Here is a 15624-nt window from a genome sequence, read left to right as displayed (position 1 = left end):
CCTATTTAAAGTGCTTATTTCGTAACACTCTCTTAACCATAATGTAGTCTACCTTAACCATTCGGTATTTGTGCGCCGCACGCCTTCCTTTTACCAAATTTACCGGCAAGTAAGGCGTAATGGCAATATCGGGGCATGGCTCAAGGGGTTTTCGGCGGTGGCTGGAGGACCTCAAGCGTTGATGCGCGTTTAAATCGCCCGGTCATGCACCGGGCGTTTGGATTCGGGGATTGGATTTTTATGGAACAGGCAGGTTTGGCAGCGGCAACGCACGACGTAAGTCTTTGGGCTCTGTTCATGCAGGCTGGCCTCATCGTCAAGATGGTGATGATCGGTCTTCTTGCCGCGTCGGTTTGGACATGGGCCATCGTCATCGATAAATATGTCGCCTTCGGCAAGGCAAAGCGCCAGTTCGACCAGTTCGAACAGGTGTTCTGGTCAGGCCAGTCTCTTGAAGAGCTATATCGCAGCCTGTCCGACCGTCAAAATGGTGGTCTTGCTGCGATTTTCGTGGCTGCTATGCGCGAGTGGAAAAAATCCTTCGAGCGTGGCGCACGGTCGCCTATCGGCCTTCAGATGCGTATCGACCGGGCAATGGATGTGACGATGGCGCGTGAGAGCGAGACCTTCGAAGCCCGCCTCGGTTCGTTGGCGACGATTGGTTCTGCCGGTCCGTTCATCGGCCTCTTCGGTACGGTTATCGGTATCATGACCTCTTTCCAGGCGATTGCCGGATCGAAGTCCACCAACCTTGCCGTCGTGGCGCCGGGTATCGCGGAAGCGCTGCTGGCAACGGCCATCGGTCTGGTCGCCGCTATTCCTGCCGTTATTGCTTACAACAAGTTCACGGGCGATGCGGGCAAGCTTCACGCACGGATGGAAGGGTTCGCGGACGAGTTTTCCGCAATCCTGTCGCGTCAGATCGATGAGAAGCTGCAGACACGTCAGGCCGCGCAGTAAGCGCGCACTGAAGCGAGTGGAGTAAACGATATGGGAATGTCAGCAGGCGGTGGCGGCGGTGGTTCCGGTGGACGCCGGGGCCGGGGACGCCGCAGAGGCGGCGGCGCAATCAGCGAAATCAACGTGACGCCGCTCGTCGACGTCATGCTGGTGCTGCTGATCATCTTCATGGTGGCAGCACCGATGATGACGGTCGGCGTGCCTGTCGATCTGCCGCAGACATCCGCCAATGCGCTGAATTCCGATACGCAGCCGATCACGATTTCGGTCAATGCTGATGGCGTCATCCATTTGCAGGAAACACCGATCCAAGCTGCCGAAGTGGCAGACAAGCTGCAGGCAATTTCGACGACCGGCTACAATGAGCGTATTTTCGTGCGCGCTGACTCTGTCGCCGCCTACGGCATCGTCGCCGATGTCATGGCGCGTATTCAGGCTGCGGGCTTCAAGAATATCGGTCTCGTGACACAACAGAAACAGGGTAATTGATCTCAGCATGAAGGGCAGCGTCACCACATCCGCGATTGTGCACGCCTCGCTGCTGGCTGTGGCCCTGGTTTCCCTGGGCTCGCCGGCACAGCTCGAGGTATCTCAGGCTGAGTCGATGCCTGTCGATCTCGTGTCCGTGGAAGAGATGACGCAGATCCAGCAGGGTGCAAAGGATGCGGCTAAGGCCGAGAAATCTGCGCCTGTACCCACGACCCGTCCTGATATCGTGGCGAATGCACAAAACGTGGGTAACAACACCACCGACATCGAGGCGCCGCCGACACCGACGACCAAGCCCAACAATAATGAAAGTGCTGCCGCTCCGCCCAAGCAGGAGAAGCCCGCGCCTGTTGTCGATACCAAGCCCAACGAGGTGAAGGATATCGTCAAGGAAGAAACATCTGCGCCCAAGCCGCAGGAAACGGCGTCACTTCCCATTCCCAAGCCCGAAATAGCGACGCCACCGACGCCGACACAGCCGCCAGCCCAACAGCAGGCGCAGGAGCCTCCGCCGCAAAATCAGGAACCTGCCGAAATTCCCGTGCCGCCGAATGTGCCGCGTCCGAATTCGCGCCCGCAGCCGCCTGAGCCCAAGCCGGAGCCGCCCAAACAGGCCGAGCAGAAACCTGCGGAGACGAAACCTGCCGAAAAGCCCGCGGAGAAGAAGCCGGATCAGGCCAAGTCGAACGAAAAGCCATCCGACAAGAAGCCCGCAGACCGCAAGCAGGAAACCGCAAAAGCTGCCGCGTCCCAGGCCAGCGAGTTCAATGCCGATGAAATCTCGGCTCTGCTGAACAAGCAGGCACCGTCCGGTGGCGGCGCGAAGCGCTCCACCGAAACGGCCTCGCTTGGCGGCAAGAAGACGATTGGCACCGGCCTCAGCGCCAGTGAAATCGACAGTGTTCGCGGCCAGATTCAGGGCAACTGGAACATGCCGGGTGGTCTGACGGGTGTGGCTGAAGTGCGGGTGGTCATTCGCGTTTCGCTGGACCCATCGGGCAATATCGTGGGTCAGCCGGAGATTACGGCGACAGGTGGACCGGAAGGAACGCGCCGGGCTGTTGAAAGCAGCACGCGCCGCGCACTTTTGCGGTCTGCGCCTTTGCAGAACCTGCCGCGCGAAAAATATGACGGCGAAAAAGGATGGAATACCTTGGTGCTGAACTTCGATCCATCCGATTTTGCCATTTAACCGACAGTTTTGGGACCGATGAACGAACCACTACCCAAATCGATGTCCAATTTTTGTATGAAGCTGAAAGGCTTGTCTCGATGATCAAGTTGTCTCTCCTGCGCGCGGTGATGGTTGCCTCTGGCATGCTGTTGTCGTTCGCTGCGGTAACACCGGCCAGTGCTGAGGTTCAGATCAACATCAACAAGGGCAATGTGCAGCCGCTGCCCATCGCCGTCACGGATTTCATTTCTGCCGATGGCATTGGTGCGCAGGTCTCGCAGGTCATTGCCGCCGACCTCCAGCGTTCGGGCCTGTTTGCCCCTATCAACAAGAACGCCTTCATCGAAAAGATCAGCAATCCTGACCAGCAGCCGCGTTTCGAAGACTGGAAAGTCATCAACGCGCAGGCGCTGGTCACGGGCCGCGTAACCAAGGAAGCCGATGGCCGTCTGCGTGCGGAGTTCCGCCTGTGGGACACCTTCGCCAACCAGCAGATGACCGGCCAGCAGTTCTTCACTCAGCCGGAAAACTGGCGTCGTGTGGCGCATATCATCGCCGATGCCATCTATGAGCGGGTAACAGGCGAAAAGGGCTACTTCGATACCCGCGTTGTTTTCGTCTCCGAAAGCGGCCCGAAGACCGACCGCAAGCGCGCTTTGTCGATCATGGATCAGGACGGATTCAACGTTCGCAACCTGACCAACACCAAGGACCTCGTTCTGACGCCGCGCTTTTCGCCCAGCCGTCAGGAAGTGACCTACATGTCCTTCGAAGGCCAGCAGCCACGCGTTTACCTGTTGCAGCTGGAAACCGGGCAGCGTGAAGTGGTCGGCAATTTCCCCGGCATGACCTTCTCGCCGCGCTTTTCGCCGGATGGTCAAAAGGTCATCATGAGCCTTCAGCAGGAAGGCAACGCCAACATCTACACCATGGATCTGCGTTCGCGCACGACGACCCGCCTGACCAACACCGGGGCTATCGACACCGCGCCATCCTACGCGCCCGATGGCCAGCGTATTGCCTTTGAAAGCGACCGTGGCGGACGCCAGCAGATTTACGTGATGAATGCCGATGGCTCTGGCCAGACGCGCGTTTCCTTTGGCGATGGCTCTTATTCCACACCAGTCTGGTCTCCGCGTGGCGATCTCATTGCCTTCACCAAGCAGTCGGGCGGCAAATTCTCCATCGGTGTCATGAAGCCCGATGGCTCGGGTGAGCGCATTCTGACCTCCGGCTTTCACAATGAAGGACCGACATGGGCACCCAATGGCCGTGTCCTGATGTTCTTCCGTCAGGCAGCCGGTGCCGGTGGCCCGCAGCTCTATTCCATCGATCTGAGCGGTTACAACGAACAGCTGGTCAAGACGCCGACCTTTGCGTCCGACCCGGCCTGGTCACCGCTGCTGGATTGATCTGCCATTGTGGCGGCGTTCGCTAAGGGTGCCGTCATATTTTCTACGCATGTCCTACCGGGAAATGCCCTGCCTTCTTCTGCAATTATGTCGTGAGGGCGCAAAAAAAAGCGGGACATTTCCTTTCTGTTAACCATAATTGTTTGGGGGCAATTAACTGCATTCGGTTATTGTCTGGCAACGTTACTGAATTCTAAGGAGAGACCGGCTATGAGCCGTACAAACACTTCGGCACTCGGCCCGATGCAGAGAATTGCCCGTAATCCGGCCATGATCGCACTGACGCTTGCGCTTGCGCTGGCTGGTTGCGCCAACAAGAAGAACATGCCGAACAGCGCTGGCGAGCTCGGCCTGGGTGGCGGTGCAGGTTCTGCTACGCCTGGTTCTTCGCAGGACTTCACGGTCAATGTCGGCGACCGCATCTTCTTCGATACGGACAGCACATCCATCCGCGCAGACGCACAGCAGACCCTGCAGCGTCAGGCACAGTGGCTGGCCCGTTATCCTAACTACGCCATCACAGTCGAAGGCCACGCCGATGAGCGCGGCACGCGCGAATACAACCTTGCGTTGGGTGCACGCCGTGCAGCTGCCACCAAAGAATTCCTGGCTTCGCAGGGCGTCCCTGCAAACCGCATGAAGACCATTTCCTACGGTAAGGAACGTCCGGTCGCCGTTTGCGACGACATCTCCTGCTGGTCGCAGAACCGTCGCGCCGTGACCGTTCTGGGTGGCGCAGGCATGTAATTGCTTCGCAGTGAAGTGATGACATGTGAAAGGCGGTCTTCGGGCCGCCTTTTGTTTTTTTCATAGTTTAGCCGAAGTTAAGTTGCTTTTTTACGCGAGATGGAAAAAATCCGGTTTTGCGTCGTTGGGGCGCAAATCAACCAGACAGGACGCAATATGAAGAAACTTGTCGTGGCGGGAATGCTGGGGCTGGCAGCTTTCACCGGACTGAGCGGCACAGCCGTTTCAGGACCGTTGTTGGGCTGGGGTGGGAACTCGAGCACGGTAAAGACGCAGCAGGCACCGGTGATCAATGTTCAGGCGAACGATACGTACCGTGTCCAGCAGCTTGAAGAGCAAATCCGACAACTGAACGGTCGTATCGAGGAAATGAGTTTCCAGTTGCTGCAAATGCAGGAAACGATCCGCAAGGCCCAGGAAGACAACGAATTTCGCTTCCAGGAGCTGGAAGGTGGCAAGTCTGCCGCACCGGCACCGAAGAAGAAGGCCGAAGCCGAGATGCCATCGGCTGGTCCTCAGGACGATGTCGCAACCATCATTGAAACGCCGTCCCAGGGCGGCGCTTCAATGGGTGGTGCAGCACCGGGCGCAACGGCGACAGGACCGCGCGGCACGGCTGCGCCAAGCGAGACGACGCTCGGATCCATCGAGCTGGATTCGCGTGGTCTGCCCGTCGGCGGTACGCTGAACTCCAATGCCAACAATTCCTCGGGCGCGCTTCCGGGCGTGGAAACGGGACGCACCGCCAGCCCCGATCCGGTCAACACGGCAGCGCTGACCAGCGAAAACGATATCTATCAGGCGGCGTATAGCCACGTTCTCTCCGGCGACTACAAGGCTGCGGAAAAGGGCTTCGAGCAGTATATTCAGGGATACCCAAAGGGTGCCAAGGCTGCGGATGCCAATTTCTGGCTCGGCGAAGCGCAGTATAGTCAGGGCAAGTTCACGGATTCCGCCAAGACATTCCTCAATGCGCACCAGACCTATAGCAAGTCGCCCAAGGCGCCTGAAATGCTGTTGAAGCTTGGCATGTCGCTGGCTGCACTCGACAACAAGGAAACCGCCTGCGCGACACTTCGCGAAGTGCCGAAGCGCTATCCCAGCGCCTCCAAGACCGTTCTGGGCAAGGTTACCAGCGAACAGAAGCGCCTGAGCTGCCAGTAATATGGCGAAGCGGTGATGACGACATGCCGTTTCCCGTAAGCCCGATTGCGCCGCTTGAGGCTGCACGGCAATTTATCGACAAGATTTCAACACCCTCCGTGATCCTCGTTGCCATCTCCGGCGGCAGTGACTCCACTGGCCTGCTGTTTGCGCTGCGGCAAGTCGTGCAGGATGCGGGCAGAAACGACATTTCCTTACACGCCGTCACTATCGACCACGCGCTTCGCCCTGAAGCGGCGGAGGAGGCGAAAGGCGTAGCGGCACTGTGTGCCAGCATCGACATCCCAAGCCATATTCGCCGATGGAACGATCCCAAACCCACCACCGGCCTTTCCGCCGCCGCCCGGCTTGTGCGTTATGCGCTGATTGCCGAGGTCGCAGACGAGATCGGTGCCGACATGATCGTCGTGGGACACACGCTTGGCGACCAGCGCGAGACGATTGCGATGCGCAGCGCCCGCAGTCGGCGGACGGATAATCTCGGCCTCGCAGGCATGGCAGATGCCGTTCTTTACGACCGGCGCCACTGGATCATGCGACCGTTTCTCAATTCGACGCGGCAGGACATCAGAGATTTTCTGACGAGCCTTGGGCAAGGCTGGTACGACGACCCCAGCAACGAAGACAGCAAATATGAGCGCGTTCGAGCACGGAACACCGCATCCGGGATATTGATTGATCAGTCAATCAACCGCTTTGACCTCTCTGCAGAAGCGGCGCATCTCATTGAAAATCATGTGTCTTGCCATGCAGGCGCGGTGTTCACTCTTGATGCTGGTGGCCTGAAATCGGAACCCTCGACGCTTCGCTATGCTCTTTCGGCGCTCGCCAGCGTGGTCGGCGGGCGGCGATTTGCGATGGCGGCTGACAGCATGGATCGGGTCATGGCTCTTGCGACGGCAGGTGAGCCCGGCAGGGTGACTGCCGCGCGTGTGGTGTTCGACCGACGCCAACATGCGCTTCATCTCGTCCGGGAAAACCGTGGTGTCGCGACAATGCCGGTGGCTGCCGGTCAACAAATCGTGTGGGACGAACGCTTCGAGATAACCAACGGCACTGCCGACGATGTTATCGTGCGCGCACGTGGTCCGTTGCAGAGTGGGGAGGAGCCGGGTTTCCCCTCCCTCGTTCCTGCCGGTGTTGCCCGCCGTGCCCTGGAAACTATGCCGTTCATCGTTGATAGCAAGGGTCAAGCGATGGCTGTAGAAGGGGTGTTGCTGAGCAGGGTAATGGCGCCTTACGATCTGTTTTTGCCGCGCTTCGACCTTCAATTGGCGAATGCCGTTGCTGCTCTTATCGGTTGCCCGGCCTATCCGCAGGCTCCGGTCTAGGGCAAGCTGCGCTTTTCGCAAGGATTTTTCGTACAGTTTTTACCTCAAATCGCATCTGATGCTTCCACCTGCCTTGGCAAGGGCAACTGTCGTCCTTATGTTAGGCACAACATAATGGCGGGCGCGCATTTGCCCGTTGGAGTTCGGGGAGTTCAATGAACCCAAATTTTAGAAATTTCGCCCTGTGGGCAGTGATCGCTCTGTTGCTGATCGCCTTGTTCAGCATGTTCCAGACGTCGCCTTCGCAGTCGAGCTCGCGAGAGATCCCCTATTCGCAGTTCCTGCGGGATGTGGACGCCGGGCGTGTGCGTGAAGTCACCGTCACCGGCAATCGCGTACTGGGCACCTATACGGAAAACGCCACCGCGTTTCAGACATACTCGCCTGTGATCGACGATGCGCTGATGGAACGTCTTCAGAGCAAGAATGTCAGCATTGTCGCTCGGCCTGAAAGCGACGGTTCGTCCGGCTTCCTGAGCTATCTCGGCACCTTGCTGCCCATGTTCCTCATTCTCGGTGTCTGGCTGTTCTTCATGCGTCAGATGCAGGGTGGTTCTCGCGGTGCGATGGGCTTCGGCAAATCCAAGGCCAAGCTTCTAACCGAAGCGCATGGTCGCGTGACGTTCGATGATGTCGCAGGCGTGGATGAAGCCAAGCAGGATCTCGAAGAAATCGTTGAATTCCTGCGCGACCCGCAGAAATTCCAGCGCCTAGGCGGCAAAATTCCGCGCGGTGTTCTGCTGGTCGGCCCTCCCGGTACGGGTAAGACGCTTCTGGCACGCTCCGTTGCGGGCGAAGCCAATGTGCCGTTCTTCACCATCTCCGGCTCTGACTTCGTGGAAATGTTCGTCGGCGTTGGCGCAAGCCGCGTTCGTGACATGTTCGAACAGGCGAAGAAAAATGCGCCTTGCATCATCTTCATCGACGAAATTGATGCCGTCGGTCGCCACCGTGGTGCCGGTCTTGGCGGCGGTAACGATGAGCGCGAACAGACGCTGAACCAGCTGCTGGTTGAGATGGATGGTTTTGAAGCAAATGAAGGTATCATCCTCATCGCAGCGACCAACCGTCCTGACGTTCTTGACCCCGCGCTTCTGCGTCCAGGCCGTTTCGACCGTCAGGTCGTCGTTCCGAACCCAGATATCGTCGGTCGTGAACGCATTCTGAAGGTCCATGCCCGCAACGTGCCTTTGGCACCGAATGTCGATCTCAAGGTTCTGGCCCGTGGCACACCCGGTTTTTCGGGTGCCGACTTGGCCAACCTCGTCAACGAAGCAGCGCTTATGGCCGCGCGCCGTAACAAACGCGTCGTCACCATGGCCGAATTCGAAGACGCCAAGGACAAGATCATGATGGGTGCGGAGCGCCGCTCGTCCGCCATGACCGAAGCCGAAAAGAAACTGACGGCCTATCACGAAGCCGGTCACGCCATTACGGCGCTGAAGGTTGCCGTGGCTGATCCGCTGCACAAGGCGACCATCATTCCGCGCGGTCGTGCGCTTGGCATGGTCATGCAGTTGCCGGAAGGCGACCGCTATTCCATGAGCTACAAGTGGATGGTCTCCCGTCTCATCATCATGATGGGTGGTCGTGTGGCTGAAGAACTGACATTCGGCAAGGAAAACATTACTTCGGGCGCCTCATCCGATATCGAGCAGGCCACCAAGCTTGCCCGTGCTATGGTCACGCAGTGGGGCTTTTCCGACGCGCTCGGACAGGTTTCATACGGTGAAAACCAGCAGGAAGTATTCCTCGGTCACTCCGTCTCGCAGTCCAAGAACGTTTCTGAGGCCACAGCGCAGACCATCGACACCGAAGTGCGCCGTTTGATCGACGAAGCCTATACTGAAGCACGCCGTATTCTGACCGAAAACCACGATGGCTTCGTTGCCATCGCGGAAGGTCTGCTGGAATACGAAACGCTGACAGGCGAGGAAATCAAGGGTCTGATGCGCGGCGAGAAGCCGCCACGTGATCTGGGCGACGATTCTCCGAACAGCCGTGGCTCTGCCGTGCCGAAGGCTGGAACGAAGAAAGACGGTCCGAACGAAGCCAAGGGTGATGGTGAGTCGGAAGGTGGCATGGAGCCGCAGCCGCACTGATCTGAAGTCCAAAATCAAAGTTATTCAAGGCCGTCCGTTCGCGGGCGGCCTTTTCTTTGCGCCTCTCTTTGTTGGGGAGAAGCGCGTGTGGTAACAACATATGTTGGATATTCGCGGTAATTGACGTGCTGTCCGCTGGCTTTTATGGCATCTAGCCTGAAAAGCTGGTCACGCTTCATGCGTGCTGATTGCCCCGATACAAATCTGGAGTTCACATGACACGTCGCTATTTCGGAACCGATGGTATTCGCGGTCAGTCCAACGTCTTCCCCATGACGCCTGATCTTGCCATGCGTGTCGGAATTGCGGTGGGTACGATTTTCCGGCGCGGGCACCATCGCCACCGTGTGGTGATTGGCAAGGACACGCGTCTTTCAGGCTATATGCTGGAAAATGCGCTGGTCGCAGGTTTCACGGCGGCGGGGCTCGACGTGTTCTTGCTGGGCCCGATCCCGACACCGGCGGTTGCCATGCTGACGCGATCCCTTCGTGCAGATATCGGTGTTATGATTTCGGCGTCGCATAACCCCTTTGCAGACAACGGCATAAAACTGTTCGGCCCCGACGGTTACAAGCTGTCCGACGAGCTGGAACTCGAAATCGAGGACCTGCTGGACAAGGACATTTATGCGCAACTGGCCAAGCCCAGCGAGATCGGTCGTGCCAAGCGCGTGGATGGCGATATTTATCGCTACATCGAATTCGTCAAGCGCACGCTCCCGCGTGACGTAACGCTGAGCGGTCTGCGGATCGCCATCGATTGCGCCAATGGCGCAGCCTATAAGGTTGCTCCGGCAGCACTTTGGGAACTCGGTGCGGAGGTCGTGACCATCGGCAACGAGCCGAATGGTACAAACATCAATTTCGAATGCGGCTCGACCTATCCTGAAACCCTGCAGAAGAAGGTGCACGAGGTGCGCGCCGATATCGGCATCGCGCTGGATGGCGATGCGGACCGCGTCATTATCGTGGATGAGCAGGGACAGATCGTCGATGGTGACCAGTTGATGGCGACGATTGCGGCAAGCTGGGCCGAGGATAAAATCCTGCGTGGCGGCGGCATCGTCGCGACCGTCATGTCCAATCTGGGTCTCGAGCGCTTCATGACGGACAACGGCATGACCTTGGCGCGCACGAAGGTAGGTGACCGCTATGTGGTTGAACACATGCGCAACCATGATTTCAACGTCGGTGGCGAGCAGTCCGGACATATCGTGTTGTCGGATTATGGTACGACGGGTGACGGCCTTGTGGCTGCACTTCAGGTTCTAGCCCGCGTCAAGCGGTCCGGTCGCACGGTGAGCGAAGTCTGCCGCAAGTTCGAGCCTGTGCCGCAGCTGTTGAAAAATGTACGGACCACTGGCGGCAAGCCATTGGAAAACCCTGTGGTGAAGCAGGCTATCGCCGATGCGGAAAGTGCTTTGGCCAAAAATGGCCGTCTGGTCATTCGCCCATCCGGCACCGAGCCGCTGATCCGCGTCATGGCTGAGGGTGACGACAGCGCGCAGGTCGAGCGTATCGTTAACGATCTGGTCGGCGTTATCGCCAACGCAAGATCGGCAGCATAAACAATCGATCGGGTCAGCGGCAGCGCTGGCACTTTTTGTTTAACCCACTATGCAGAGCGGGCGAGGACCGCGTTTGCGTCGCGTTCTTGGGCGAGGAAGCCGGGGATGGCGCTTTCGTCCATCGGCTTCGAGATCAGATAACCCTGAACGAATTTTGCGCCGAGATTTCTGATCACGGCCATTTCTTCGACAGTTTCCACGCCTTCCACAATCGCATCCAGACCCATTTCGCGACCGAGCGTCAGCACTGAGCGGACGATTTTCTCGCTGGCTACGTTGTCCTGTATCTCGTGAACGAAGCTGTGGTCGATCTTGATCTTGGTCAGCGGCAGGGAGTGGAGTGAGGTCAGGCTGGAATAGCCGGTGCCGAAATCATCCAGAGAAATGCCACAGCCGATCTGCCGCAGCATTTCCACCGACTGGCGCGCCTGGCGGGTATCGTGAATGAAAGCCGTTTCGGTAATCTCCAGGTCGAGACGCGATGCTTCGAAGCCGCTTGTCTCGATGATGGCGATGATGCTCATCACCGCTTCCGGGCTGCTCAAATCCTGCGCCGAGAGATTGAAGGACAGGCGGAAACGGTTCGGCCATTTGCGGGCGGCGGTCAGCGCCTTCTTCAACAGCGGACGCGTAAGGCTGCCGATGATGCCTGCGCGCTCGGCGATGGGAATGAACTGAGCGGGCGAGACCTGCCCGAGCACTTTGCTGTTCCACCGCGCCAGTGCTTCAAAACCCGTTGTTTCGTGCAAAGTGAGGTCAACGATGGGCTGGAACACGACGGAAAGTTCGCTGGCCAGATCGGCCTGTTTCAGCGTCTGCTCGATGCGCGCATCGCGGTGAATCTCGGCGACGTGACGAGCGGTGAAGAGGGTGCTGTTGCCGGGCTTGCGGCGTTTGCCGTGATAAAGCGCATAATCGGCGCGGTCGAACAGTTCCTCCGGTGTCGATGCCAGATCCGGGAAGACGGCGATGCCGATGGAGCCGGAGATCATGATCGTAGCATCCGGCAGATGGAACGGCGAGCGCATCACAGTGCACATGCGATGCCCCTCGGCAACCACATCACAGTCATCGGCGACATCTGAAATGACGAAGGCGAACTCGTCGCCGCCGAGACGCGCGAGGAAGAGGTTGCTGGACGAGAATTCATCTGTCAGGCGGTTGCTGACTTCCACCAGCAGGCGGTCGCCTGAGGAATGCCCGTAGAGATCGTTGACCGGCTTGAAGCCATCGAGGTCGATAACCCCGATGGCGAGCCGCTTGCCATCGTTGGTGGCAGCTTCGAACGCTTCTGCCAAATGCTTGAAGAAAGCGCGGCGGTTCGGAAGTTCGGTCAGGCTATCGATATTGGCCAGCCGCAGGTTTTCGTTGCTGAGCGCCTGAGTCTGCTGCTGAGCGCTGATCATGCGCTCGAAATTGCGGTAGTTCACCATCAATACCGCCAGCATACCGAAGCTGACGAGAAGAATGTTGATGGCGATGGCGATGAAGGTGGCGTGGCCGGTGGCTGTAAAGAAAACGATGAAGGTGCCATTGACGATGGTCGCGACGAAAAGCGCCGCGGAGCGGACATGCATCAGGCAGAAAATGCACGAAATGACTGTGATCGCCATATAGAACGCAATGTGAGATTGCTGATAGGCGTCGCCATAGGGATAGAGCAGAAGGGACCAGGCCGTAAAGGAAACGGAAATACCGACCGACAGGCGCTGTGTTCTTCTGAGCGCTGACAACGCATAATCAGGCGAGGGGATTTCGTTTCGCGACTTCCACCAGAAGATGACCCTGATTACACTGATGATGGTAAAGGCGGTAGGCACAGCAACGGTCAGCCGCAGCGGCGCAACGGGCAGATGCGTTGCCGCCAGAGCCCAGGTGCTCGATATCAAAATGAAATACATCATCGGCATCTGCCGGCAAAATGCGCGGTATTTCGCGACCAGCAGCGGCGGATTATTGTCCGGTATCTTCACCAACTCAATGAAGTATTTCAGTGGCGTGCTCAAGAAAGGATGACCTTGAAGTATTTTGAACGCGCCCTCCGGCGGATGGGGCCATCAGGCGGTAGGGAAGGAATTCCCTCTGAGATCAGCACGTCATGTCTGACTATCGTCGGTCCGCCGCAGTCAATGGGCGCCTTATACTTACAATAGGTGATGACTGTTGCGAGAAGGACAATAATATTAGCTAACAAAATATTATTTCAGTCGCATAGGCTTATGCATACTAATACGAAGTTACGCGCTGAAAATACACGCATATGGAGATTTTTATTCTTTGAAGCCGGATGGAGCTCTCCAACCGGTAAAAGAGTATTAACCAAGTCTGTTAGCAAAATAACCAGATGTATTCCCGAATTTAACAGGGATTTAACCAATTTCCTTCAGGCTTCGTAAATGATGAATTCACGGGTATTCGCCGCATCTGGCGCCGATACCGCTTAGGGAGCCTTGTAATGAAAAAGAGCCTGATCGGTGTCGTCGCCGCATTGATGGCATGCCAAACCGCTTTTGCAGCAGATGTCTATCAGGCAGAGCCGCAGCCAGCATTCGTTGATCAGGCACCGGAAGTGTCCGTTCAGGAAGCAAGCGGTTGGTATCTGCGCGGTGATGTGGGTTATTCGTTCAACAGGTCGCGTGGTGCGGATTTTGACCGTGCGTTCGCTGGTCCAACCATTCAGCGTTTGAGCTTCGGCGATCGGTCTTTGAAAGACAGTTTCGTAGTGGGTGGTGGTGTTGGCTATCAGATCAACAATCATCTGCGTACGGATTTGACATTCGATTACATGGCGAAATCCAAATTCAGCGGCGTTGCACCTGAACTCAATCGTGCCGACTCGGCAATGCGCGCTTACGCTCTCATGGCAAACGCCTATGTAGATCTGGGAACCTACGGTCGCATCACGCCATATCTCGGCGCTGGTATCGGTGGTGCCTATGTGAAGTGGGACAAGCTGTCGAGCTGCGGTAACTGCGAGATCGATGGTGAAGGTAACTGGCGCTTCGCGTACGGCTTGATGGCCGGTGCGTCGATCGATGTCACCTGTAACCTGAAGGCCGACGTCGGCTATCGTTTCCGCCAGATCGGCAGCGGCAGCATGTTCGGCACAAGCGGAAGTGGCCTGACGTCCGGCGGCCGCGACAAGGGTATCACGTCGCACGAAGTGCGCGTCGGTGGCCGTTATGTCTTCAATGGCTGCGATACGGCGCAGTACATTCCGCCAGCCGATATTCCTCTGCAGCCGAGCGTTTACAAGTAACGTTCAAGCTTCCTCCGTAAGTTCTGCCGCTCGTGCCCGAAAGGGTGCGGGCGGTTTTCGTTTGGGGATAGATGGCGCGTTTCGGCCAGGATTCTTTGTGCAAGCGACACATTCTTCTTGACTGCGACAGGCGAGAGGCATAGCAACGGCGTCAGGACACTCCACCCTAACGTGGAGCGCCTATCTGAAAGGGTAGTCAAATGACAGATATCGTTAAGCCGGACACACGTCCGGGCAATGCACATTTTTCTTCTGGTCCCTGCTCGAAGCGTCCCGGTTGGTCGCTTGAAGCTCTCGCCGATGCACCGCTTGGTCGTTCGCATCGCGCCAAGGTTGGCAAAGCCAAGCTGAAGCAGGCCATCGATCTCACCCGTGACGTTTTGAATGTTCCCGCCGATTATCGCATCGGTATCGTTCCTGCATCCGACACCGGCGCCGTTGAAATGGCGCTCTGGTCGCTGCTCGGTGAACGCGGCGTCGAAATGGTGGCGTGGGAAAGCTTCGGTGCCGGTTGGGTGACCGATGTCGTCAAGCAGCTGAAGCTGAAGGACGTGCGCAGAGTAGAAGCCGACTACGGCGTTCTGCCAGACCTCTCCACCATCGATTTCGACCGTGACGTGGTCTTTACCTGGAACGGCACCACATCGGGTGTTCGCGTTCCAAACGCCGATTTTATTCCCGCTGATCGCAAGGGTCTGACCATCTGCGATGCGACCTCTGCCGCATTTGCGCAAGACATGGACTTCTCCAAGCTCGACGTCACTACCTTCTCCTGGCAGAAGGTTCTGGGCGGCGAGGGCGGCCATGGCGTCATCATTCTGTCGCCACGCGCCGTCGAGCGTCTGACGACCTACGTACCGGCCTGGCCGCTGCCGAAGATTTTCCGCATGACATCTGGCGGCAAGCTGATCGAAGGCATCTTCACCGGCGAAACCATCAACACGCCATCCATGCTGTGCGTCGAAGACTATATCGATGCGCTGCTGTGGGCGAAGAACCTCGGTGGTCTGAACGCCCTCATGGCCCGTGCGGATGCCAATGCGAAAGTCATCTTCGACTTCGTGGCCGAGCATAACTGGATCGCCAATCTGGCTGTCGTTGACGAAACGCGTTCCAACACCTCCGTCTGCCTCAAGATCGTCTGCAAGGATGTTGCCGCTCTAGACGCCGCCGCGCAGGCCGATTTCGCCAAGGGCATGGTTGCCCTTCTCGAAAAGGAAAACGTCGCGCTGGACATCGGTGCTTACCGCGATGCTCCATCAGGTCTTCGCATCTGGGCCGGTGCGACCATCGAAACGGCTGATATGAAGGCCGTCATGCCTTGGCTGAAGTGGGCATTCGAAACGCAGAAGGCTGCGACCTTCAAGGCTGCGGCCTGATCCATTCCGGCCCTGCCACGGCAGGGCCGCGTATTTTCG

General features: G+C 57.7%; 12 protein-coding genes. 11 read left to right on the top strand and 1 reads right to left on the bottom strand.

Translation table 11 applies throughout. The features are described from left to right. Window positions 1-240: 240 nt before the first annotated feature. The 9 genes from tolQ (at window position 241) to glmM (ending at window position 10947) form a co-directional block, all read left to right on the top strand. Complete coding sequence (gene tolQ / locus HRR99_RS11850) at window positions 241-960, top strand: protein TolQ (protein WP_111837623.1); 720 nt, start codon at window positions 241-243, stop codon at window positions 958-960. A gap of 30 nt (window positions 961-990) precedes the next feature. Beyond that, complete coding sequence (gene tolR, locus HRR99_RS11845; RefSeq protein WP_111837624.1) at window positions 991-1449, top strand: protein TolR; 459 nt, start codon at window positions 991-993, stop codon at window positions 1447-1449. A gap of 7 nt (window positions 1450-1456) precedes the next feature. Next, window positions 1457-2641 (top strand): TonB C-terminal domain-containing protein, encoded by a 1185-nt coding sequence (locus tag HRR99_RS11840; RefSeq protein WP_233121852.1) that lies wholly within the window; start codon window positions 1457-1459, stop codon window positions 2639-2641. 80 nt (window positions 2642-2721) lie between these two features. Next, a complete protein-coding gene (tolB, locus tag HRR99_RS11835; RefSeq protein WP_233121850.1) occupies window positions 2722-4035 on the top strand; it encodes a Tol-Pal system beta propeller repeat protein TolB in 1314 nt (437 codons plus the stop codon). Between the two features lie 210 nt (window positions 4036-4245). Then, window positions 4246-4782, top strand: a complete 537-nt coding sequence (gene pal / locus HRR99_RS11830; RefSeq protein ID WP_111837627.1) for a peptidoglycan-associated lipoprotein Pal — start codon at window positions 4246-4248, stop codon at window positions 4780-4782. A 156-nt stretch (window positions 4783-4938) separates the two neighbouring features. Further along, window positions 4939-5946 carry a tol-pal system protein YbgF gene (ybgF, locus tag HRR99_RS11825; protein ID WP_233121849.1) on the top strand — a complete coding sequence of 336 codons (1008 nt, stop codon included), beginning with the start codon at window positions 4939-4941 and terminating at the stop codon, window positions 5944-5946. Between the two features lie 23 nt (window positions 5947-5969). Continuing rightward, window positions 5970-7277 carry a tRNA lysidine(34) synthetase TilS gene (gene tilS / locus HRR99_RS11820; protein ID WP_233121847.1) on the top strand — a complete coding sequence of 436 codons (1308 nt, stop codon included), beginning with the start codon at window positions 5970-5972 and terminating at the stop codon, window positions 7275-7277. A 155-nt stretch (window positions 7278-7432) separates the two neighbouring features. Further along, window positions 7433-9379, top strand: coding sequence for an ATP-dependent zinc metalloprotease FtsH (gene ftsH, locus HRR99_RS11815; RefSeq protein WP_233121845.1), 1947 nt, complete (start codon window positions 7433-7435; stop codon window positions 9377-9379). Between the two features lie 215 nt (window positions 9380-9594). Beyond that, window positions 9595-10947, top strand: coding sequence for a phosphoglucosamine mutase (gene glmM, locus HRR99_RS11810; protein WP_233121844.1), 1353 nt, complete (start codon window positions 9595-9597; stop codon window positions 10945-10947). Window positions 10948-10994: 47 nt separating this feature from the next. Here glmM and HRR99_RS11805 read toward each other — a convergent pair whose 3' ends face one another. After that, on the bottom strand, window positions 10995-12851 hold the full coding sequence (locus HRR99_RS11805) for a putative bifunctional diguanylate cyclase/phosphodiesterase (RefSeq protein ID WP_233123490.1): 1857 nt from the start codon (window positions 12849-12851) through the stop codon (window positions 10995-10997). Between the two features lie 551 nt (window positions 12852-13402). On the opposite strand from HRR99_RS11805, the gene HRR99_RS11800 reads away from it, so the two are divergent. Then, a complete protein-coding gene (locus HRR99_RS11800; RefSeq protein ID WP_112498558.1) occupies window positions 13403-14206 on the top strand; it encodes an outer membrane protein in 804 nt (267 codons plus the stop codon). A gap of 200 nt (window positions 14207-14406) precedes the next feature. Beyond that, window positions 14407-15585, top strand: a complete 1179-nt coding sequence (locus HRR99_RS11795) for a phosphoserine transaminase (protein ID WP_233121843.1) — start codon at window positions 14407-14409, stop codon at window positions 15583-15585. The last annotated feature ends 39 nt before the right edge of the window (window positions 15586-15624 follow it).

Origin of the sequence: Agrobacterium vaccinii (assembly GCF_021310995.1) — a bacterium.
Taxonomy (GTDB): Bacteria; Pseudomonadota; Alphaproteobacteria; order Rhizobiales; family Rhizobiaceae; genus Agrobacterium; species Agrobacterium vaccinii.
This window is presented reverse-complemented; position numbering and strand designations above follow the sequence as displayed.

What these genes read in the sequence shown, in the direction of transcription:
- tolQ (WP_111837623.1), top strand. Translation starts at nt 241, where the DNA reads ATGGAACAGGCAGGTTTGGCAGCGGCAACGCACGACGTAAGTCTTTGG.
- ftsH (WP_233121845.1), top strand. Translation starts at nt 7,433, where the DNA reads ATGAACCCAAATTTTAGAAATTTCGCCCTGTGGGCAGTGATCGCTCTG.
- HRR99_RS11805 (WP_233123490.1), bottom strand. Translation starts at nt 12,851, where the DNA reads ATGATGTATTTCATTTTGATATCGAGCACCTGGGCTCTGGCGGCAACG.
- HRR99_RS11795 (WP_233121843.1), top strand. Translation starts at nt 14,407, where the DNA reads ATGACAGATATCGTTAAGCCGGACACACGTCCGGGCAATGCACATTTT.
- tolB (WP_233121850.1), top strand. Translation starts at nt 2,722, where the DNA reads ATGATCAAGTTGTCTCTCCTGCGCGCGGTGATGGTTGCCTCTGGCATG.
- HRR99_RS11800 (WP_112498558.1), top strand. Translation starts at nt 13,403, where the DNA reads ATGAAAAAGAGCCTGATCGGTGTCGTCGCCGCATTGATGGCATGCCAA.
- HRR99_RS11840 (WP_233121852.1), top strand. Translation starts at nt 1,457, where the DNA reads ATGAAGGGCAGCGTCACCACATCCGCGATTGTGCACGCCTCGCTGCTG.
- tolR (WP_111837624.1), top strand. Translation starts at nt 991, where the DNA reads ATGGGAATGTCAGCAGGCGGTGGCGGCGGTGGTTCCGGTGGACGCCGG.
- pal (WP_111837627.1), top strand. Translation starts at nt 4,246, where the DNA reads ATGAGCCGTACAAACACTTCGGCACTCGGCCCGATGCAGAGAATTGCC.
- ybgF (WP_233121849.1), top strand. Translation starts at nt 4,939, where the DNA reads ATGAAGAAACTTGTCGTGGCGGGAATGCTGGGGCTGGCAGCTTTCACC.
- glmM (WP_233121844.1), top strand. Translation starts at nt 9,595, where the DNA reads ATGACACGTCGCTATTTCGGAACCGATGGTATTCGCGGTCAGTCCAAC.
- tilS (WP_233121847.1), top strand. Translation starts at nt 5,970, where the DNA reads ATGCCGTTTCCCGTAAGCCCGATTGCGCCGCTTGAGGCTGCACGGCAA.